This is a genomic window from Marinobacter salexigens (genome assembly GCF_002806945.1).
In the GTDB taxonomy this organism is placed as follows: domain Bacteria; phylum Pseudomonadota; class Gammaproteobacteria; order Pseudomonadales; family Oleiphilaceae; genus Marinobacter; species Marinobacter salexigens.
In genome coordinates, this window is the sequence record NZ_NIHC01000008.1 from 23,993 (window position 1) to 44,585 (window position 20,593).

At 52.6% G+C, this 20,593-nt stretch carries 17 protein-coding genes; 10 read left to right on the forward strand and 7 right to left on the reverse strand.

Features of this window, described 5'->3' with window-relative positions; genetic code table 11:
* Positions 1-8: 8 nt before the first annotated feature.
* Positions 9-1,007 (forward strand): lipid A deacylase LpxR family protein, encoded by a 999-nt coding sequence (locus tag CDH47_RS14880; protein ID WP_100640774.1) that lies wholly within the window; start codon positions 9-11, stop codon positions 1,005-1,007.
* A 480-nt stretch (positions 1,008-1,487) separates the two neighbouring features.
* On the opposite strand, the gene CDH47_RS14885 is transcribed toward CDH47_RS14880, so the two are convergent.
* From CDH47_RS14885 to CDH47_RS14905, 5 genes are all read right to left on the reverse strand, one after another.
* The gene (locus CDH47_RS14885; protein ID WP_100640776.1) at positions 1,488-1,940 is read right to left on the reverse strand and encodes a DUF302 domain-containing protein; all 453 of its coding nucleotides are present in this window, start codon (positions 1,938-1,940) and stop codon (positions 1,488-1,490) included.
* A 393-nt stretch (positions 1,941-2,333) separates the two neighbouring features.
* On the reverse strand, positions 2,334-3,620 hold the full coding sequence (gene umuC, locus CDH47_RS14890) for a translesion error-prone DNA polymerase V subunit UmuC (RefSeq protein WP_100640778.1): 1,287 nt from the start codon (positions 3,618-3,620) through the stop codon (positions 2,334-2,336).
* Positions 3,617-4,366 (reverse strand): CLCA_X family protein, encoded by a 750-nt coding sequence (locus tag CDH47_RS14895; protein ID WP_100640780.1) that lies wholly within the window; start codon positions 4,364-4,366, stop codon positions 3,617-3,619. The genes umuC and CDH47_RS14895 overlap by 4 nt, the downstream gene beginning before the upstream one ends.
* Entirely contained in the window at positions 4,363-4,806 is a 444-nt protein-coding gene (gene umuD / locus CDH47_RS14900) for a translesion error-prone DNA polymerase V autoproteolytic subunit (protein ID WP_100640782.1), read from the reverse strand. The genes CDH47_RS14895 and umuD overlap by 4 nt, the downstream gene beginning before the upstream one ends.
* Before the next feature lie 139 nt (positions 4,807-4,945).
* Complete coding sequence (locus tag CDH47_RS14905; protein WP_100640784.1) at positions 4,946-5,371, reverse strand: hypothetical protein; 426 nt, start codon at positions 5,369-5,371, stop codon at positions 4,946-4,948.
* Between the two features lie 172 nt (positions 5,372-5,543).
* Here CDH47_RS14905 and CDH47_RS14910 point away from each other — a divergent pair, with 172 nt between their 5' ends.
* Positions 5,544-5,726, forward strand: coding sequence for a hypothetical protein (locus CDH47_RS14910; protein WP_100640786.1), 183 nt, complete (start codon positions 5,544-5,546; stop codon positions 5,724-5,726).
* A gap of 4 nt (positions 5,727-5,730) precedes the next feature.
* Here the strand turns inward: CDH47_RS14910 and CDH47_RS14915 are convergent, their stop codons facing one another.
* Positions 5,731-6,891: a PcfJ domain-containing protein gene (locus CDH47_RS14915; RefSeq protein ID WP_100640788.1), complete on the reverse strand. Its 1,161-nt coding sequence runs from the start codon at positions 6,889-6,891 to the stop codon at positions 5,731-5,733.
* A gap of 174 nt (positions 6,892-7,065) precedes the next feature.
* On the opposite strand from CDH47_RS14915, the gene CDH47_RS14920 reads away from it, so the two are divergent.
* The 3 genes from CDH47_RS14920 (at position 7,066) to CDH47_RS14930 (ending at position 11,101) form a co-directional block, all read left to right on the forward strand.
* Positions 7,066-8,571, forward strand: coding sequence for a flavin-containing monooxygenase (locus CDH47_RS14920; protein ID WP_100640790.1), 1,506 nt, complete (start codon positions 7,066-7,068; stop codon positions 8,569-8,571).
* 105 nt (positions 8,572-8,676) lie between these two features.
* The gene (gene sstT, locus CDH47_RS14925; RefSeq protein WP_100640792.1) at positions 8,677-9,900 is read left to right on the forward strand and encodes a serine/threonine transporter SstT; all 1,224 of its coding nucleotides are present in this window, start codon (positions 8,677-8,679) and stop codon (positions 9,898-9,900) included.
* Positions 9,901-9,988: 88 nt separating this feature from the next.
* Positions 9,989-11,101, forward strand: coding sequence for a mechanosensitive ion channel family protein (locus CDH47_RS14930; protein WP_100640794.1), 1,113 nt, complete (start codon positions 9,989-9,991; stop codon positions 11,099-11,101).
* 54 nt (positions 11,102-11,155) lie between these two features.
* Here the strand turns inward: CDH47_RS14930 and CDH47_RS14935 are convergent, their stop codons facing one another.
* Positions 11,156-11,794 carry a TetR family transcriptional regulator gene (locus tag CDH47_RS14935; protein WP_100640796.1) on the reverse strand — a complete coding sequence of 213 codons (639 nt, stop codon included), beginning with the start codon at positions 11,792-11,794 and terminating at the stop codon, positions 11,156-11,158.
* 102 nt (positions 11,795-11,896) lie between these two features.
* On the opposite strand from CDH47_RS14935, the gene CDH47_RS14940 reads away from it, so the two are divergent.
* The 5 genes from CDH47_RS14940 (at position 11,897) to CDH47_RS14960 (ending at position 20,533) form a co-directional block, all read left to right on the forward strand.
* Positions 11,897-12,688 carry a MipA/OmpV family protein gene (locus CDH47_RS14940; RefSeq protein WP_205077602.1) on the forward strand — a complete coding sequence of 264 codons (792 nt, stop codon included), beginning with the start codon at positions 11,897-11,899 and terminating at the stop codon, positions 12,686-12,688.
* A gap of 25 nt (positions 12,689-12,713) precedes the next feature.
* The gene (locus CDH47_RS14945; RefSeq protein ID WP_161494495.1) at positions 12,714-13,790 is read left to right on the forward strand and encodes an efflux RND transporter periplasmic adaptor subunit; all 1,077 of its coding nucleotides are present in this window, start codon (positions 12,714-12,716) and stop codon (positions 13,788-13,790) included.
* Positions 13,791-13,792: 2 nt separating this feature from the next.
* On the forward strand, positions 13,793-16,834 hold the full coding sequence (locus CDH47_RS14950) for an efflux RND transporter permease subunit (RefSeq protein WP_100640800.1): 3,042 nt from the start codon (positions 13,793-13,795) through the stop codon (positions 16,832-16,834).
* A 130-nt stretch (positions 16,835-16,964) separates the two neighbouring features.
* Positions 16,965-18,704 (forward strand): N-acyl-D-amino-acid deacylase family protein, encoded by a 1,740-nt coding sequence (locus CDH47_RS14955; protein WP_100640802.1) that lies wholly within the window; start codon positions 16,965-16,967, stop codon positions 18,702-18,704.
* Positions 18,705-18,919: 215 nt separating this feature from the next.
* The gene (locus CDH47_RS14960) at positions 18,920-20,533 is read left to right on the forward strand and encodes an FAD-dependent oxidoreductase (protein ID WP_100640804.1); all 1,614 of its coding nucleotides are present in this window, start codon (positions 18,920-18,922) and stop codon (positions 20,531-20,533) included.
* Positions 20,534-20,593 lie beyond the last annotated feature (60 nt).

Genomic DNA, 20,593 nt, shown 5'->3' on the forward strand with positions numbered 1-20,593 from the left:
GACTGGATTTGAGTCGCAGCTGCGAATTTACCCTCCTGCTGTTTTTCGTTATTAGTGTTTTGCCAACCAGCCTGAAGGCAGAAGTCGTGAACCTGTCCTGGGATAACGACCTGCTTACTGGAACCGACCGCGGATATACAAACGGGGTACGCTTGTCGTATCTGACGGACACCGCCGACGAGAATGATGGCAAGTCGGCAAGATTTGCCCGAGCTCTGCGTGATGAACTGCGCTTTCTGCCCGGTATAGGTGCTTCCGATTCAGAGCAGGCGGTCACACTGAGTTTGCGGCAACTCATGGTTACGCCTGAAGATATCACGGTTGAAAGTCCGCAATTCGACGACATTCCCTATGCCGGCCACCTGTCGCTCAGCGGCACGTTGTGGAGCTGGGACGCCGATACGATTACCGGTTTTGGCGCTCACATCGGTGTTGTTGGGCCCGAAAGCGGTGCCGAGTCGGTTCAAAAATGGGTGCATAAAACCACTGGAAGCGACAAGCCGCAGGGATGGGGCAATCAGCTTGGAACCGCTGTGGTGGGTGGCGTTCAGGGTGCGCATGGCCGAAAGCTGCTGCAACTCGGGCGGGGCGGCAACATTGAACAGCGTGTGTCGGTGATTGGGGCTGCGCTATTGTCGAGTTTTCGAACCTCTGCTAAAACCGGGTTGGTCTGGCAGCTTGGCAGGCATCTTCCAATAAATTTTGTGCCGGATTACGCAGGCACCTCTTCAACCATCGCCCTGCCGGGCTCTTTCAAGGATTCAGGCAGTAGCTGGTCTGTGTATTTGGGGCTGGGCGTGGAGTATGTAGGCTATTCCTATATTGACGACAATGCCGGGGCTTACCGTTTTGACGAAGGGCCGCTGATTGGTCGGCTCGGTCTGGGCGCTACTTGGCAGTGGGATCACCTGCTGGCCTCCTTCACACTGCGTGCCTCGACGAGCGAAGACGAGCATCATAAAGACAACTTCAGCTTTGGAACGCTGTCAGTTTCTTGGGCATTATAGAAAGGTCCGTTTCGACTGGTTGTTCACGGGGCACTTCGTCGTGGTCAGCTGAGGCTGACAGGGGGTGATGGCTGGATGATTGAACATCATCTCTATGATGAGTGATGTTTATGCTCGCTGATGTGGGAGGAAGACGGGGTAGTGGCGTATGGTTCACATCCGTGTGTGTTTATTGGGCAATACGCCAGAGAGGAACGGTACCCGCGGTTTGTTCCTGCTGTCGGCTAAACAAAAGCGAACATTGGCGAGCCACCTGTAAAAACGCACGCTTCCAATGGATACCGGCCTTGGGGTATCGGAGTCTACCTGAGGCCAAAAACGATGCTGGTACTAACTGATGGAGTATTACGACGGGCAGCGACCTCACAAATTCAACGATGGCACTTTGACCATTGCCGCTGAGGTAAACCCTAAAACCTGCCCGGGATTAGTTGACCACTACAGAGCGACCTTATAGTGGAGTCTACTTGATTCCATTAATTAAGGTGTTACCGCCGCCTTTACAAATCCCGCCAATGCCTCGCTGAGTTTCTCAGCAACCGAACATTCGGAGACCCCATGACGTTGAGCCAAATACGTTGGTTCATTGTATCCCAGCCATACTTGCGATGAAGAGTCTTCCCACACCAATGCCTTCAGTGGCAGGTCGATCCCGACGGTCTGGGCACACTCCATGAATGGTGTCCCGCCCTGTGGATTGCCAAAAATGAGCACCTCGGTAGGCCGAAGTGTCATGCCTGCTTTTGCAGCCCCTGCGGCGTGATCTATGCGAGCAAAAACGTTTAGTCCTTTGTCTTTCACAATTTCTTCGAACTTGTTCATGGTTGTTTCAGCAGTGTAGGGACTCTTGACTGCAATCAGCCCATCTGCAGCGTGGGCTTGGGAGAAGGCCAGAGCTAGAGCCAGTGCAAGAACGTACTTGATTGTCTTCATGTTTTACCTCGTTGGTCACGTTCATTTACTTGCGAGCTTACATTATGATTTTCTCACATATGTATCTTTTTCAGTTCAGGGTGCTTCCATTTGCTGGTGCTCGATAGGCATCAAGTATATGGGCCATATCATCACCCAGCGCGGTCAGATCCGAGGCAGAGAGATTCCGTTCAGCAATCTCTCCTGAATGTCCGCTTTGCGACCTTTGCGATCATTGTAAAAGCCTCTACTCAAAATCTCGTTCGTGGTGGCAATGTTACCACCTAGGGTGGTCTCCAAAACCATTGAACCACTGCAGCATGTACTCGTTCAGCTTGTGGGCACGCAGCATGTAAAAAAATCTTACATACTATGTAGCGTGTAAATCACATTAATGACCTTAGCATTAGCCCATTACCACACGACTGGCAGCTCACCCCAGGCCGTTGTGTACGCCGGCGACAAATGCCCCCTGCGCATTGCATAGACTGCCGGCCCGGCTTCTCTTGCCATGTACACCTTTGCGGGTGTTTTTCGATTAATCTCATCCATGACAGACATCAGGCGTTCAGATCGGCCACTCGCCGAAGGGATTGTGGGGGCTGTATCGAACAGGTCGTCTTGCACGCCACTTGCATCCGTTAACTCGCCGAGCATCACGCCAGATTTCGAATATTCGTAGCCGTCACGGTAGATAGAGCGAAGTAGGTTCAGGGCGTGTTGCACGATTACCCTGGAATCTTGGGAGGCCTTAACCAGTCGAACACTGGCACTTTGAGAGTACTGCGGAACCGTTGTTTTGAAGGGGTTTGTACGAATGAACACCATTAGCTCGCCGGCATACTGGCCCCCACCTCTGAGCTTTTCAGTGGCTCTTGTAGCAAAGTGCGTTACGGCTTCCTCCAAATTCGCGAGGGAATGTATGGGCTGCCCAAAGGAGCGGGAACACATAATCTGCTTTTTCGGTTGGGGCGTGTCATCCCAGGGTAAGCAGGGAACACCGTTCAACTCTCGTGTTGTACGTTCCAGCACAACAGAGAATCGTTGTCTTAGCGTGCTCAAGTCTGCATCGGCCAGTTGTATCGCCGTAACAATGTTCATGGCTTGAAGCTTTTCCGAGATTTTTCGCCCCACGCCCCAGATCTCCCCAACGGGAACTCGAGCTAAAAGCCGTCTTTGTCTCGCTGGATCAGTTAAGTCAACCACGCCGCCGGTTGCTGGATATTTTTTGGCTGCGTAGTTGGCGAGCTTGGCCAGGGTTCTGGTCGGCGCAATACCAACACACACCGGAAGACCCACATTCTGGTACACCGTGTCTTTTACCTGCCGACCAAAGTTCTCATAGGACATCAGGCGTTCCAAGCCCGTGAGATCCAGAAACGCTTCATCAATAGAGTACACGTCCACCCTCGGTGCCATAGCTTCCAGTGTCATCATCACGCGATGGCTCATGTCCCCGTACAAAGTGTAATTGGATGAGAATAGCTGGATATCGTGTTGCCGAATCTCCTGCTTGATGTGATGTACGGGCACACCCATTTTAATGCCAAGCGCTTTGGCTTCCTTCGAGCGCGCCACAACACAGCCATCGTTATTAGATAGAACGACGATTGGCGTATGGCGCAAATCTGGTCGGAACAACTTCTCGCATGAGGCGTAGAAATTGTTGCAGTCCACCAGGGCAAAGACAGGCTGCTTCATCCAGCTTTCGCCTGTTCCCGATACAAGGCCGCGCCCAGAGCAGCAAAATAGTCTTGGAATGTTTCGTTGATACGCCGGCGATGCTCGCCTTTAGGGTAAAGGCCAGCATTCGCTTCGTCGGAGTAAACGGTGCCGCGCACCAGAAACGAGTTGTTGGGTGTGCTGTCTTCGATAAACGCCTCAAAAGCCCGAGCGCAAAGCTCTTCAGGTTTTGCGTAATACAGCACCTTTAGCTGCTCGTCGGCTTCCTTGGATGCCTGAAACAGGGGGCTAGGCGCTGTTCCATCTTCGGTTAGTAAAATGGTTTTAAAGCAGTTGCTGAGTAACTCGTTTAATGGGTGCTCTTTCTGTTTGGCACCACTGAGCCAACCACTGGAGGCAAACCCAAACTTCCCTAAGCTCCGGAAGGCTCTACTGCCCATGTAATGATCAAACGCATGGAACCACTCGTGCGCCAGGCTGCCAGCGCCGGCGTTCTTTGCCAGAGCCAGTTGCCGGGTAGCTGGAATATAGTGGGCGGATACCCCCGGCCGGCCTCCAATGCCGTACTGCATGCTTAGAGATCCACGCAGGGATATGAGGTTCTCTGGCCCCTGCAGAATTGTCATCAGATCACAGAGAGCTCGGTAAAACCGATCAGCGGCTCGATCCCGCTCGGCTGGCGTCACCCAGCGGCCGACTTCAATGCCCCGAAAATCGAACCGGCGTCGCACCGTAACAAAGGAGATGGGATAAGACATCGTCATGAGTTTCCTCCACGCTTGAGCGATCGAACCACATTGGTAACAACACCAAACACCTCCATCACCATATCGCCCTCAATGGTAATCGGTTGGTAAGCCGGGTTTCTTGGAAGTAACAGAACCGGAGGCGGGGTGAGGTGAAGTTGTTTCACTGTCATTTCAGACTCCAGGCTGGCGATGATAATGTCACCGTGCGTGGCTCGCAGGGAGCGGTCAACCACCAGCACATCGTTTGGATAGATGCCGGCGTCCACCATGGACTCACCTTGTACCCGCACGAAAAAGGTTGCGGCCGGATGCTGAATACACAGCTCGTTCAGATCCAGGGTTTTCTCAACGTAGTCCTCGGCAGGGGATGGAAAACCCGCCGATACACGTTCCAAAAAAAACGGAATACCAAGCTGAGAGAACGACTTATGGTCGCCAAGAAGTGTGACGGGCATATTACACCTGGATACTGTTTGTATATACAGTATTCTGGTGCGATTCCACCGTCGGGTCAATTCCGGAAGCGAAAAATCTCCCGAATTGGTGAGCAGGGGCGGCACCGCAATGCAGTGCCCCTTTCAACTACAGCATCGCTTATGTGCTCTTGGTACGCATAAATAAAACACAGGGGAGGGCAATAGCGATCAGTACGCTGATGATGGGGATAGCTTCGGACTGGAAGGTTGGCTGTAAAATCTCTACGGCAAAATAGCAAACCAGTAGTGTGCTCAGGTGCAGGGTAATGAACAACACTAAGTCGCGAGGGCTGGGTTGAGTGTGTTCAGACCACATGATCGAGAGGTGAATCCCACTCATCACCAACGCAGCGCCTAAAGGGAGAACAAACATTAGCCCAGATGGCCCACTGATACTTGCGATGACCTCCGGGCCGATCAGATTCAGCGGTGAGTAGGCAGCAATCAGTGTTCCAATGCTCATCAGAAACATCACAATTGAGCCAGAGTTCAGGTATGCCTGAAGGTTGCTTGTGGCCTGTTGATAGCGATCATACTCTTCCATCACGAATCCTCGTATTTATACACTGTTATTTTTGTGCGCGATGATGTTTGTTTGATTCATCACCCTAAAAGCATATCGCAGTTCCGGATTCTTCCTAATCGGCCCGTTTTCCGTGACGACATTACCTGTCGCACTCCTGTTGCATGATGTTCATAGACATCAGGAGGGCATAATGATCGAAAACTTTAAAACCGATCTAATAGTGCGTGCCGCTGTCATTCCACCCGAAGAAATCCTTAAAGCTATGGAGTACTTAAACCCCACCTCCGCGAACGCAGAGCGACCGGAAACTGTACTGGAAAGCCCGGACTTCGGATTGAGCCACTACAAATTGAAGGCTAGCCAGTTTTACTGAGCCCCTACAACTCAACCCAACGCCGCACAATGTCCAAAGCCCCCGGCGAAGGATTAGCATTTCGGCTCCCACGCACCTCACCAATAACCCAGGTGTTATTCCGCTGCTCCAGCGAAATGGTCAGCCGTTCCGGTGTCACCATTCGGTAGATAAACAGGTCTCTATCCGCAACAAAAAGATCATAGCTCCCCACGCAATGGTGCATGGAAGCCCCTTCGTCCAAGAGGTCTAACCACGACGTGAGAGGCTCAATGCCATCAATAGCAGCTAAGGGAGGCGTCGGATAACGGCCATGTTCCCGCTCGAGTGCGGCGGCATGGGCGGTGCGTTTGTCTTCAGAGCCCATGCTGTTAAAGCGCTCGACCAAACGATCGTGTAGTTCTTGTAGTGCCTCTCTCGATCGCACCTGTTCCAATCTTCGAACGTTGCCGGCAGCCATATTTAGGGTGTCGCGGACCATCCGGCACGACCAGCTGATATCCAATGCGGATGAGTGTTCACCAATCAGGTTCAGCATGCCGGGCCAGAGGGGGTATCTCTGACGGAGCAGAAACCGCAGGTGATTAAGGTGCAGTTTTTTATGATGCCGAAGAATCGACAGGATCTCGGGCTGGCGCAGTGCTTTTATGACATCTTCAAGCTCCCAGGGAAGCAGCGGGGAGAGTTCTATGCGGTAAACCAGTCGAGCCAGGGATTTGCTAGAAGGCAGGCCGATCCGGTCAAGAATCATTGTGCGTTTGAGCGCTAGTAACTGCTGAAACTCTTGAACGGTGAGCAGCTGTTTGCATGCGTGGTTCACCAGCAGAATGAATAGCAGTGGTGAACTGTCCGCTAATTCACAGGCGGCTTGTGATGCAGCACAGGCCTGAGCCAGTTCAAAGTCCAGTGCTGGCATTAATCGGGTTACCTTCAGTATGTTTTCGGGTATGCCATCTGAAAGTCTTTTGCCTGAGTCGTCTTCGAGTGTGAACAGCGGCAGACCGGGGGCTTCGAGAAAGCGCCCTTCAGCGACAATGCCATCATTATTCCGGCTAAACCAATGGAGTGGACTGACGGAGTGCCAGCTCTGGACCACCAAGTGAATGGGATAGTTCAGGATGGTGCTGAGATCGAATACGACCTGATGTTCTGAATAGGCGGCATTTTCAAGGATGGGCTCGGTCATGAATTCTCCCAGGTTCTGCTTAATCTATCATTATATTGGAATGCTGCGACAGGAGGTGTCGCTGCTGGGTGTCGCTTTTTCATAAGCAATTGTCTTGTTTTGACAATTTTGTTGAGGCAGGCTTTGCGAAAATCAGAATCGACATTAACTGACTAATAACAACAAGGAAATCAGGTGCCCATCAAACACTACGACATCATTATTATTGGTGCCGGGCTCTCCGGCATTGGCACTGCATGCCATATTGCCCGGGAGCACCCCGGGAAATCGCTGGCGATACTGGAGCGCCGAGAAAATGTGGGTGGCACATGGGACTTGTTCCGTTATCCCGGTATACGTTCCGATTCCGACATGGCGAGTTTCGGGTTTAACTTCAAGCCCTGGTATTCCGATAACGTATTGGCCCAAGGCGACGATATTCGTGAATATGTGCGCGAGACTGCAGAAGAGTTCCGGTTGTACGAGAAGATCAAGTTTGGTTTGAAGCTCAAGAACTCCGATTGGTCGACCAGAGACCAGAAGTGGACGGTTTCCGCTGTGCAGGAAGCTACGGGCGAAGAGGTGGTGTTTACCTGTGGCTTCCTGATCAATTGTGCTGGTTACTACAATTTTGATCAGGGTTACCGCCCGGACTTTCCGAATGAGGATGCTTTTACCGGGGATATCGTTCACCCCCAGAGCTTCCCGGAAGCTTTCGATTACAGCGGTAAAAAAGTGGTGATTATTGGCAGTGGCGCTACAGCAGTAACCTTGGTGCCGGCCATGGCAGATAAAGCTGCAAAGGTCACCATGTTGCAACGCTCACCCAGCTATATTATGTCCCTCCCAAACACCGACAAAATATCCATGGTATTGAACAAAATATTGCCAAAAGCCTGGGTGTTCAACATGGCCCGCCGGCGCAATATTCTGTTCCAGCGTGCTCTTTATCTGGCCTGCCAGCGCTGGCCTAACGCAATGCGCAAGCTGATGTTGTCTCACATGTACAAGAATGCCCCAACGGTCGACAAGCGCCACCTTACGCCCTCTTACATGCCTTGGGAACAGCGCTTGTGCGCTGCACCAGACGGAGACTTTTTTGAAAGTTTGCGCTCAGGGAAAGCGGAGATTGTAACCGACCACATCGATCGTTTTGATGAAATGGGGATTGTGTTGAAGTCTGGCCAGCATATCGAGGCGGATATTGTGATTGCGGCGACAGGACTGGAGGTTCAGTTGATGGGTGGGTCGACACTCAGTATCGACAATGAGGAAGTGAACCTGCCCAGGAAAATGGCTTACAAAGGTATCTTCATTCAGGACGTACCTAATTACGGCTGGATTTTCGGGTATACCAACGCGCCCTGGACACTAAAATGCGATATTGGCGGGCGCTATTTGTGCCGCCTGTTCACCTATATGGATAAAACGGGTGTGTCGGTTGCAACAGCGGTGGATAAAAATAACAGTGCGACCGATGCCAGCGTGCTGGACGGGTTTGCGCCAGGCTATATCGTACGGGCAATCGATAAAATGCCACGGCAGGGCAAGGCCGATCCCTGGAGGATAACCATGCACTATGGCAAGGATAAGAAAATGCTGGTCAAAGAGCCCGTGGATGATGGGATTTTGCAGTTTGAAACTGCAACTGCTGATTCACCCCGGGAGCCCGTGGTTGTTCAGCAAGCCACTACGGTCTGAGCCAGACTGAAACCCTGCGTCGTTGGCCACGCCACCCGGTTTATGCGTTATCATGTGCCGCCTTAAACTGTCTGTATTGATTTACAACTGCGACGCGAGGTTTTCATGTTGTCTGCACTGAGCACTGTTTTTCGACCTTTAATGCGGCTTGGGCTTGTTACCCAGATCGCCCTCGGCATTGTGGCTGGCATATTGCTGGTTATCGTATCCCCGGATGCCGCCCGGTCGGTGGCGTTGCTCGGTCAGCTTTTTGTGAAAGCCCTTAAAGCGGTCGCACCGGTGCTGGTGTTTGTGTTGGTGGCAGCCGCCATTGCAGGCCACAAGCAAGGGCAAAAAACTCATATTCGTGGGGTGCTGCTGTTATACATTATTGGAACCCTTGCAGCCGCTGTGGTTGCCGTTGTCGCCAGCTTCCTGATTCCCACTGAACTGTCACTGGATTTGAGTAGCGTAAGTGGTAACCCGCCCTCAAATATCGGGCAAATCATGAAGAACCTGGTGCTAAGTGCTGTAAACAACCCCGTTACCGCGCTGATGGAGGCGAATTTCATAGCCATACTGGTTTGGGCTGTTGGGCTTGGTATTATGTTACGTAAGGCCAGCGACACCACCCGCCAGGGCCTTGAGGATTTGTCGCAAGCTATTTCCGGGATCGTTCGGGGCGTTATCCGTTTAGCCCCGTTGGGGATTTTCGGGCTGGTCGCCAATACACTGGCGGAGTCGGGAATTGGCGCTCTGTTGGGCTATGGCCAGGTGTTGGGCGTTATTGTCGGTTGTATGGTGTTTGTGGCACTGGTTACCAACCCGCTGATTGTGTACTGGCAGATTCGCCGCAATCCTTACCCGCTGGTGTTCGAGTGCTTGCGCGGCAGCGCCATTACGGCGTTCTTTACACGCAGTTCGGCGGCAAATATCCCGGTTAACCTTGAGTTGGCTGAGCGCCTGAAGCTCGACCCTGATACCTATTCGATTTCTATCCCGCTAGGTGCAACGATTAATATGGCAGGTGCGGCAATTACTATCTCGGTAATCACACTTGCAACTGCGCACACCCTTGGAATTCCAGTGGATTTTGCCACGGCGCTGCTGCTTTGCGTGGTGTCTGCGCTGGCGGCCTGTGGCGTTTCTGGCGTTGCCGGTGGTTCATTGCTACTTATTCCATTGGCAACCAGCCTTTTCGGGATTCCGGTCGAGGTTGCCATGCAAGCCGTTGCTATTGGCTTTGTTATCAGCGTGGTACAGGATTCCACTGAAACAGCGCTAAACTCCTCCACAGACGTGTTGTTCACCGCTGCGGCCTGTTATCGGGCGGAAGCCAAGCAGGGCTGAATGCCCGGCAATGCGTTTGTAGTCAGTGCCCCTCTATGTTGAGATTGCATTTCAGTTTTTGAAATGACCGACGGAGGGGAATTTTAATATGGAGGCTATTGAAGCACTTTGGGCGAAAGGTGGCAGCTTATCACCTTGGATATTTATCGCTTGCCTCATTGTTGTTCTGTTAGTAGCGACCCGCATTCTACACAGCGTGCTTAACCTGCTGGCAAGAAAATCCCGGCCCGAAAAACAGGTTTGGCGCAACGCTATCCTGAGATCAATGACCGCACCGCTTAATGCATTCATTTGGGTAACGGTGCTCACATTGGCTGTGCGAGGCTTCTATCCCCTTGGCGCCAACCAGACCATAGATACATCAATGGCGCCGCTCTATCAGGTGGTGTGCACAATGCTGGTTACCTGGTTCCTGCTTCGAATGGTCAATAACACTCGGCAAAATATGCAGGCGGAGGCCGGAAGCCGCGGTGGCGATATTGATCAGACTGCCGCCGAGGCGATCAGCAAGCTTGCGTGGGTGGTGATTATTGCCGCCGCCATTCTAGTGGTCATGCAAACTTTGGGTCTTTCCATTGCGGGCCTACTGGCATTTGGCGGTGCGGCCGGTATTGCCGTTGGTTTTGCTGCTCAAAACCTGGTATCCAATCTCTTTGGTGGCCTTACCGTGTTCGCAAGCCGCATCTTCAAAATTGGCGAGTACATTATTATTCCCGGCACGAGTTTGATGGGTGAAGTTAAGCATATTGGCTGGCGTTCGACGCTGGTAATGGGGTTCGATCGAAAGCCGTTTTATATCCCCAACGCACTGTTTAACTCCAGCACGATCATCAATCATTCGCGCATGGATAGACGTTGTATTGAGCAGACCATTCACATGCGGTATCAGGATATCGATAAGGTAGAAGCTGTGATTCGCAGGGGTAATGAGTTGATCACAGAGCATTCGGGTATCGATCAGGAGTTCTTCGTTTTCCGCTTTGACAATTATGGCGAGCACTCCCTGGAACTCTTTCTGTATGCGTTTCCGCTGGCGACTGGCTATGTCGACTACATGGTGCTTAAAGAAGAGCTGTCCCTGAACATTGCTCGCATTATTCGTGAGGAAGGTGGGGTTGTGATGCCGGTAACCAACATACACATGCCGGAAGCCAACCAGGTGACAAGGATAAACCAACAGGCTCCCGCGGCAGCCCATTAAACGAAAGCGGCCGGGTGAGAGCCCGGCCGCTCAACCTTGTTCGTCAAGCTTGTTTTAGCGAATCAAAAATTGATCGGGCAGCTGTGCTAAAAACAGATCGATCAGATGCGCGGTCTGTATCTTCAGCTCAAAGCTTTCCGGCATTAATAACCACAGATAGAGCGCTCCAGTTACCTGAGCCTGAAGGTGAACTATGGCGCTGTCTATATCCAGGTTCTCAGGCAGGATTTGATCCTGCATGGCGGTATCAAAGGCTTTCCGCATTCTTGCAGATCCGATCAGGGCATTTTCTTTTAACAAGGTGCCGATGGGTTCACTCTGAGCCGTTATTTCGCATTTCTGGAATATTATTTCGTATACCCTGCGACGATTCGGGTTGCATTCGATTTCGTTAATGACGAAAAGGATGGAGTCCCTTAGGCGGGTCAGGGAATCCTGCTGGTCGGCGCCTGTCACTCGATCCATTTGCTGTATTGTTTGTTTGAATGACCGCGTCTGACGATCAAGCATCGCTTTAAAAATGTCTTGTTTGTTCTTGAAATGCCAGTAAAAAGCGCCACGAGTCAACTGCGCTTCTTGGGCAATATCGTTCAGCGATGTCTGCGCCACTCCTTTCCGGTGGAACACCATTTCTGCCGCATCTATCAATTGCTCCCGGGTCTTTTGGGCGTCCTCTTTTGTGCGGCGTGCCATGGAAAATCTCCCTATAGGTATTTTTCCTCTATGCTAACACTTTTATACATACAGTCGTGTATGTATAGTGCTCCACCTTAATTTAATGGTTTGGAGCATGCAGTGAAGCGTAGCAAAACCAAGAATTCGAAAGTGAGCCGTGTAACCGTGCCAATTGTCTCCGCAATGTTTGCCACATCGGCGTTTGCAGCCAATGCCGGTGGTGTTCCGGAATGGTCTGTGGGGCTTGGGTTGGGTGGCGGATGGTCACCGGAATACCGTGGCGCTGATCGCTATTCTGCCGAGGGGCTGCCCTGGGTGCAGGCAAAGAAAGGCCGGGTATCAATCAATCCGGTTACGGGCGTGAGCTACGATTTGGTGGCCAATGATCGTTGGACGTTCGCGCCCACAATTTCATACGCCCGGGGCCGGGAAAATACCGGCGCTATTGCTGCATTCGATAATGTGCACGGCAGCCTGATGGCAGGTGTAGTGGCTAACTGGACGGGCAACAACTGGCAAGTAAACGGCGATATTGCGGCCCCGGTAAGCGGAGACGTGGAGGGCGTTCGAGTGCGGGGCTATCTGCGGTATCGCGGTCAGATTACCCAGCGACTGCTGTTTGGGGCTGGCCCTGGTATGTCTTGGGGCAATGAGCGCTGGAACCAATCGTTGTTTGGTGTCTCCGCCGAGGACTCAGCGCGCTCAGGCTTAAAAGCCTATACAGCTGATAAGGACTACATGCAGGCCAGCATGAACGGCCGGTTAACCTATCTGATAACCCGGCAACTGAGTGTGTCGACGGTGGCTCGCTATAGCCGGTTAATCGGGAATGCCGCTGACAGCCCGATTGTTGAGGACGTGGGTGATGCCAATCAGTGGCACGGCAGCATGGCGATTAATTATCAATTCTGAGATTTCAGTTAAAGGGCTTCGATACATGAACCGTTTGTTTTTGCGGCATCTTTCTATCCTTGCGGCACTGGCGATCCTTCTTGGCATGTCTGGGTGCTCCGGTGACGAGCCGGAACCCACAACCGAAACCAGCACGACAGCGCGGCCTGCGGCCATCCAGACCATTGCAAGTTCTAATCCAGGCGGCACAGTGTTCAATGGTGTGGTTCGCGCTGCTGAGCGCGCCGAGCTTGCATTTCAGGTCGCTGGCCGGCTGATTGAAATGCAGGTTCAGGAGGGGGATCGGGTTGGCAAGGGTGAGGTCCTTGCCAAGTTGGACCAAGAGGAGTTTCTGCGAGCGGTAAGCTCCGCCAGGGTAGAGTTCGATAAAGCCCAGGCCGACTATGAGCGGGGTGTGAAAATATTCGAGTCGACCCAGGCCATTGCCAAGAGCGATCTCGAAAAGTTGAAAGCCAACCGGGATCTTGCCAAAAACAGGCTCTCTAATGCCCGGCAGGATCTTGCAAATACAGAGCTTCGTGCGCCGTTTGAAGGTGTTATCGCAACCAAGTCTGTTAGTAATTTTCGGAACGTGAATTCTGGCCAGGCTATCTATGTGCTTCACGATCTCAATGATCTTGAGGTAGCGATAGATGTGCCAAGCCGGATGTTTTTATCGCCGACCGATCAACGAAAGGCCTTTGCAACCGTTGAGAACGATAGCGGCGAACGCTTGCGTGTGGTTTATAAAAGCCACTCGTCGGAGTCCGATTCGTTGTCGCAGACGTATCGCGTCGTTCTCCGGTTTACTGAGCTTAAAGGGCAGAACGTTTTGCCGGGGATGAATGCCAGAATATACCCCGACGAAAATGGAATTGCCGACAATACGGCTATACAGGTACCGGTTCAGGCTGTGGTGCCCACCAATACCGGCGGGGAGTATGTGTGGCTGTTAAATGATGAGGGGGAAGTTACGAAGAACCCGGTCACGATCGGCGGCCTGTTGGAAGACACAGTCGTGGTAGAGCAGGGCCTGAAGCCCGGTGATCGCATAGTGGTTGCGGGTGTTAACGCACTTACGGAAGGCATGAAGGTGCGCCCCCTGAAAGAGAAGGGGCAATAGTAATGAATCTTGCAGCCTACGCCATTCAAAAGCGCACCAGTTTATGGGTCATCATTTTTCTGATTCTGCTGGGTGGGTATCTGAGCTACAACAATCTTGGCCGCTTTGAGGATCCTGAATTTACTATCCGCAAAGCGGTCATTGTCACATCCTATGAGGGTGCAAGTGCTCAGGATGTAGCCGATGAAGTGACCGATGCTATTGAAGCTGCCGTGCAGTCCATGCAGGAGGTAAAAGAGGTAACGTCGGTCTCCAAGCAGGGTCGTTCGGAAGTTGACGTTGAGATCAAGCTAGAGTTTTCCAAAACCAAAGCGGAACTGGAACAGGTGTGGGACAAACTGCGGCGCAAAGTGAATGACGCCCAACGATCTCTGCCTTCCGGTGCCGGCCCGTCTTTTGTGAACGATGATTTTGCCGATGTTTACGCGCTTTTCTACGGTATAACCGCGCCTGGCTACAGCAATAAACAGATACAAGAGTACGCCGAATTTCTGAGCAAGGAGCTGGCACTGGTCGACGGTGTGGCAAAAACCGCCTTGATAGGCCAGCGGGAAGAGCGGATTTACATCGAAATCTCCAGCGAACGGCTGGAGAATCTGGGGGTTACCGCGAAGCAGGTATACCAGGTGCTGCAAAAGCAGAACACGATAACAGTGGCAGGAGATGTCAAAGCCGGCTCCATGCGATTGCCAGTGATTCCGGAAAGCGCCGTTGGAAGCTTCGAGCAATTGAAAAACCTTCCGTTGGGTATTGGGTCAGACGGTCAAACGGTGAAGCTGCAGAACGTTGCCCATGTGAAAAGAGGGTACCAGGAGCCAGCGGAGTTTCTGATGAAATACAATGGCGAGCGTGCCATTGGCCTGGGCATTTCCAATGTGTCTGGCGGCAATGTGGTCGAAATGGGTAACGCGGTAAAAGCTCGCCTCGCCGAACTGGATGCTCAGCGGCCCGTCGGCGTGGAGTTGAATCCGGTATCCATACAGTCGGATTCCGTGCAGGCCTCAATCTCGGATTTTATTGGCAATCTGGCCGCGGCAGTGGTGATTGTTTTTGTGGTGTTGCTGGCCTTTATCGGTTTGAGATCCGGCGTCATCATTGGTTTTGTGCTGCTGCTCACTGTGGCTGGCACGCTGATTATCATGCTGATAGACGACATTGCCATGCAGCGGGTGTCTCTTGGGGCGCTGATTATTGCACTGGGCATGTTGGTAGATAACGCCATAGTGGTCACCGATGCGGTGCTGGTGAAGCTCAGAAACGGTGAAGACCGCTATCAATCCGTTGTGGATGTGGTGCAGTCAACTCGTTGGCCCCTGTTGGGCGGTACGCTGGTGGGTATTCTTGCGTTTAGCGCCATCGGTTTGTCCCCCAGTGATATGGGTGAATATGCGGGCTCACTGTTCTGGGTGATTTTGTATTCCATGGCGCTGAGCTGGCTGTTTTCGGTGACCGTAATTCCGATGCTGTGCTACCAGTTTTTAACAGTGAAACAAACTGGCGAAGCTGCAAAAGAAGGCAGGATTTTAAGGGCTTACCGCCAACTTTTACAGTGGGTTCTAAGGTATCGGAAGACCACAGGCGTTGTGTTGCTAGCTTTGTTCGCTGGCGGTATTGCCGGTACCGGGTTGGTTCCTCCGGGCTTCATGCCGGAATCCCAGAGGCCGCAATTTGTGGTGGATGTGTACTTGCCCCAAGGCACAGATATATCCCATACCGCTGATGTGTTGGGCAGCATTGCAGATGATGTAACAGCTCATGATGATGTTACTGATGTAACGTCCTTTATTGGCGGCGGCGGGCTCAGATTCATGCTTACCTATTCGCCCGAGCCCCGTAATGCCTCCTACGGGCAATTGCTTGTGGACGTGGGAGATGAAAGCTTCATTTCGCCTTTAATAAGCAAATTGCAGGGCGAGCTAACCAAGACCTATCCAGAGGCATCAATCAAAGCCTGGAAATTCATGCTGGGCCGCGGAGGCGGCAAAAAAATCGAGGCCGGGTTCAGCGGTCGGGATTCGGCCGTCTTGCGTCAGTTGGCTGAGGAAGCAAAAGCGCTAATGGAGCAGAACCCGAATCTGATTGCGGTGCAGGATGACTGGAGGCAGCAGGTGCCGGTTGTGGTGCCTACCTACAACCATGCATTGCTGCAGAAATTGGGGCTAACCAGTGTTGAGCTTAATCAGGCAGTCGCGCAGACTCTCAGTGGCCGCTCTGTAGGCCAATATCGTGAGGAAGATGACCTTATTCCTCTGGTTGTGCGCGCACCCTTTGACGAACGCAGCCGCCAGCGGGCCATCGAGAGCATCAAAGTCTACAGTGAAAAACTGGGCGAGTCGGTGCCGGTAAGCGAACTGACCGACTCTGTGCGAGTGGTGTGGCAGGATGCAATGATCCGCCGGGTTGATCGCCAGCCCACTATCATGGTGCAGTCTGATCCCGCACCGGGTATTGCTACCGACCAGGCCTTCACATCAATCCGCGAACAGATTGAAGCCATCGAGCGCCCGCCTGGATACGAACTGACTTGGTACGGAGAATACAAAGCCTCGCGGGATGCCAACGAAGGGCTTGCCATATCGGCGCCTTACGGGTTCGCCGCCATGATTCTGGTGGTGGTGTTCATGTTCAATGCTATTCGGCAGCCCCTTGTGATCTGGTGCACCGTGCCTTTCGCTGTGGTCGGGGTGGTGATTGGCTTGGCATCGTTCCAGGCGGCATTTGAGTTTATGGCGATTTTAGGTTTTCTGAGTCTGATTGGAATGATGGTGAAAAATGCCATTGTGCTGGTGGACCAGGCGGATAACGACATCCAAGCGGGTATGGAGCCGTTTGATGCGGTCGTTCACGCCTCCATCAGTCGCGCACGGCCCGTGGTTTTGGGGGCTTTGACTACTATCATGGGGGTGGCACCGTTATTGATGGACCCCTTCTTCAAAAGCATGGCAGTGACCATCATGTTTGGCCTGCTGTTTGCCACAGCGCTCACTCTGGTGGTGATTCCGCTACTGTACTCCGTATTCTTCCGGATTCAATCCAAAAACTGAGCTTGTCCTATAAGGGTTTGGATGAACCAACATTGAGGTGCGCACTAGCCGGAGCTGGTTATTTAATCAGCTTCGGTTACTCTGATTGGATCGGATATATACAATAACAAGACGCAAAAGAGATAACGCAATGACCTCGTACGACTTCATCATCGAAGGCGGCCGTTACTTCGACGGCACTGGCGCACCATCTTCCATTCGAAATCTGGCGGTCAAGGATGGCCGTATTGCGAAAGTGACAGCAGGCCCCATTTCCCATGATCAGGCATGCCGTGTAATTGACGCCACAGGCAAATGGGTCACACCCGGATTCCTTGATACTCACACCCATTACGATGCCGAGTTGCTGGTAAGCCCGAGCCTTTCCGAATCGGTACGCCATGGTGTAACCACCGTGCTGGTGGGTAGTTGCTCCCTGAGTATGATCTGCAGCGATTACGAGGATGCGTCAGACATTTTCACTCGCGTTGAAACCGTGCCAAGGGAGCGGGTACTGCCCATCTTGAGGCAGCACAAAACCTGGTCGACACCAAAACAGTGGGTTGAGCACATCAAGCAGCTGCCCCTTGGCCCTAACGTTGTCAGTTTCCTGGGCCATAGTGACATGCGGGTTGGAGTGATGGGGTTAAGCCGTGCGACAGATTTGTCCATTCAGCCCAGCGAAGAAGAAATGCTGACCATGGAGCGTTTGCTGAAAGAGGCGCTTGATGAAGGGTTTCTTGGCTTGTCTACCATGTGCCTGAAGTGGGACAAGGTGGATGGAGATCGGGAGTGGTCCAAGAGCTTGCCCAGCACCTACGCAAAGTGGGGCGAGATCGCCCGCTTGAACAAGTTGGTGCGCCAGTATGACCGGGTACATCAAGGTGCACCGAATGCGGCGACACCCTTGCAGATTCTTCAATATGTTCGCGAGTGTGTGGGTCTTTTACGGCGCCCTCTAAAAACTACGTTAATCAGCCAGATGGATCTGAAAGGCAGCGCGGCGCTGACCACCCTCACCAAAATAACATCCATGTTTACCAATGCCTTGCGGGGAGACTTCCGCTGGCAGGTATTGCCTACACCGTTCACGGTGTACGCAGACGGGATTGATGTTGTGTTCTTTGAAGAGTTCGGGGCAGGGGAAATGGCTCTGGATCTGAAAGATGCGGTAGAGCGCAACGACCTTTTACAAAGTGAGGAGTACCGCCGTAAATTCCGGAAGTTCTATGGTGAAAAGCTGAGCCCCCGAGTTTGGCAGCGGGACTTCGGTGACGCCATGATCATCGACTGCCCGGATGAATCACTGATTGGTAAGAACTTTGAAGAGGTAGCCCAAGCGCGCGGCATCCATGTGGTGGATCTGTTCCTCGATCTGGTTGTGGAGTTTGGTAAAAAAATACGCTGGTACACCACGGTGGGAAACCACCGTAAACAAGTATTGAAGCGCTTGGTAAAAGACCCGAGCACACTCATTACCTTCAGTGATGCCGGGGCCCATATCCGCAATATGGCCTTTTACAACTTGCCGCTGCGCATGTTGAAGCTGGTTCAGGAATCCGTCGACGAGGGTGATGCGGTGATGACTATGGAACAGGCCGTTCACCGTTTGACGGGCGATCAAGCCGATTGGTTTGGCATTGAAGCCGGCAAGATCCGGGTAGGTGATCGAGCCGATCTGGTGGTGCTGGATCCCTCAGGCTTTGACCAGAATCTGGAAGAGGTTTCCTGGGGCGAAATGGAAAACTTTAACCTTCAAAGGTTGGTTAACCGCAACCCGGGCATTGTAAAAACCGTGATGATCAATGGAAAACTGGCCGTTGATGACGAGCAGTTCCTGCCAGAATTTGGTCACAATGTGGGCTACGGTTCGTTTATCCCCGCTCGCTGATCGCCAGGCCCGGCATGGAGCGCAAGATTGGGAAATCCCACAAGCAGTGCCACTGTGTGCAAAATACTGCATGTCGCTTATTCTGAACGACTTATGGCCGCATATTGTCAAATTGTGATCCGTGTTTAGTCAAGAACGGAGGCATGTTTTATTCTATCCAGAATATTCTTGCGGCCAATAAGGCTGATGTTCTACTAGCCTGAAGGAGTCTCTTAATGGCCAACCAGCTTGCCACAGACACACTTGTGATCGGCGGCGGACTTGCCGGCATAGTCACAACGCTGGAACTTCTTCGGGCGGGAAAAAGTGTGACACTGGTGGATCGGGATACACCGGAGCGACTGGGTGGGCTCGCGTTGTGGGCGTTTGGCGGGATGGCCTTGGTTGGTACACCGCTACAACGCAAAAAGGGTATTCCGGATAGCCCTGAGCGCGCACTGAAAGACTGGATCAGCTTTGGTGAACTGGATGCCCGTGACGAGCACTCTCTGGCTTGGGCTCGTTACTATGTAGAGAATTGTTGTAGTGAGGTGCACGACTGGCTAACCGCCGAAGGGATCAGGTTTTTGCCTGCGGTGAACTGGGTTGAGCGAGGCCGGTTAGGCGAAGGAAACAGTGTGCCGCGCTACCATATAGTGTTTGGAACCTCCCGGGAGCTTACCCGCACTTTGATTGCCGCCATGCGGGAAGCAGGTAAGGATAATCGCCTCACAATACTCCACCGGCACAGCATTGACTCGCTTGAATGCAGTGAAGGGCACGTTACCGGTGCCACCGGCACCAATGACGAAACCGGTGAGAAGGTTAGCTTTACTGCGAACACTGTAGTGTTGGCCACGGGCGGAATTAACGGCAGCCACCAGCAGACTCGAGCCAACTGGCCGAAAGATCGGCCCATGCCCAAAACCATGCTGAATGGAGCCCACCCTTACGCCGATGGCAAACTGCATCACGAAGTCGCCAACAAGCTCGGTGGCAGTATCGTTAACGCGGGCGAAATGTGGAACTACGCCGCGGGCTTTCGCCACCCGTATCCTCATTTTAAAGGCCACGGTTTATCAACCATACCTTGTAAGTCAGCTCTTTGGCTGGATCACAAGGGCAAGCGAATTGGCCCGGAGCCACTGGTAACCGGCTTCGATACCCACTGGCTTTGCCAGCGTGTTGCCGAGCAGGAGCAACCCTGGACCTGGCATCTGTTGAACTGGCGCATTGCCGCCAGGGAATTTGCTATCTCAGGCGCAGAGCATAACCAGCGAATACGCGACAAGCAGCTGGTTCGCTTTGTGTTTGAGACGCTGACCGGCAACCATAACCTGGTCAAGCAGATGGTCCGTGAAAGTGATGATTTTCTGGTGGCCGACACACTTGGAGAGCTTGCCCGGAAAATGAATGCGCTTACCCGATCCCACGATATTGAGCCGGCCACATTACAGGCTACGGCCGATGCTTTTGATGCAAATTTTACGGCTGGCTGCAAACTGGAAAATGACGATCAGATCCGCCGCATACTGCATGCCCGTCAATGGGGGCCGGATAAACTGCGCACCTGTAAACCGGCTCCCTTGCAAAAGAAGGGAGCTGGGCCATTTATAGCCGTTCGCATGCAGTTGATTACCCGCAAAAGCCTCGGCGGCTTGCGGACTGATTTGATGTCCCGTGTGCTCGACGCTGACAACCAACCGGTACCGGGGCTCTACTGCGTGGGTGAAGCCGCAGGCTTTGGCGGAGGAGGTTGTAATGGTAAGCGGTCTCTGGAAGGCACATTTTTACCCGGTTGTATATTGACCGCGCGGGCGGCAGCACGATCTATTTTGTCCGACACCTGATGCAGAGAAATTATCAGCCAAACGCTGAGCTTTGTGCTCTGGCGTAAGTGCCTATAAACC

Excerpts from the sequence above, each read along its gene's own strand:
- CDH47_RS14895 (WP_100640780.1), bottom strand. The coding sequence starts at position 4,366 with ATGACGATGTCTTATCCCATCTCCTTTGTTACGGTGCGACGCCGGTTC.
- umuC (WP_100640778.1), bottom strand. The coding sequence starts at position 3,620 with ATGAAGCAGCCTGTCTTTGCCCTGGTGGACTGCAACAATTTCTACGCC.
- CDH47_RS14915 (WP_100640788.1), bottom strand. The coding sequence starts at position 6,891 with ATGACCGAGCCCATCCTTGAAAATGCCGCCTATTCAGAACATCAGGTC.
- CDH47_RS14955 (WP_100640802.1), top strand. The coding sequence starts at position 16,965 with ATGACCTCGTACGACTTCATCATCGAAGGCGGCCGTTACTTCGACGGC.
- CDH47_RS14885 (WP_100640776.1), bottom strand. The coding sequence starts at position 1,940 with ATGAAGACAATCAAGTACGTTCTTGCACTGGCTCTAGCTCTGGCCTTC.
- CDH47_RS14950 (WP_100640800.1), top strand. The coding sequence starts at position 13,793 with ATGAATCTTGCAGCCTACGCCATTCAAAAGCGCACCAGTTTATGGGTC.
- CDH47_RS14935 (WP_100640796.1), bottom strand. The coding sequence starts at position 11,794 with ATGGCACGCCGCACAAAAGAGGACGCCCAAAAGACCCGGGAGCAATTG.
- CDH47_RS14930 (WP_100640794.1), top strand. The coding sequence starts at position 9,989 with ATGGAGGCTATTGAAGCACTTTGGGCGAAAGGTGGCAGCTTATCACCT.
- CDH47_RS14910 (WP_100640786.1), top strand. The coding sequence starts at position 5,544 with ATGATCGAAAACTTTAAAACCGATCTAATAGTGCGTGCCGCTGTCATT.
- CDH47_RS14960 (WP_100640804.1), top strand. The coding sequence starts at position 18,920 with ATGGCCAACCAGCTTGCCACAGACACACTTGTGATCGGCGGCGGACTT.
- CDH47_RS14905 (WP_100640784.1), bottom strand. The coding sequence starts at position 5,371 with ATGGAAGAGTATGATCGCTATCAACAGGCCACAAGCAACCTTCAGGCA.
- umuD (WP_100640782.1), bottom strand. The coding sequence starts at position 4,806 with ATGCCCGTCACACTTCTTGGCGACCATAAGTCGTTCTCTCAGCTTGGT.
- CDH47_RS14945 (WP_161494495.1), top strand. The coding sequence starts at position 12,714 with ATGAACCGTTTGTTTTTGCGGCATCTTTCTATCCTTGCGGCACTGGCG.
- sstT (WP_100640792.1), top strand. The coding sequence starts at position 8,677 with ATGTTGTCTGCACTGAGCACTGTTTTTCGACCTTTAATGCGGCTTGGG.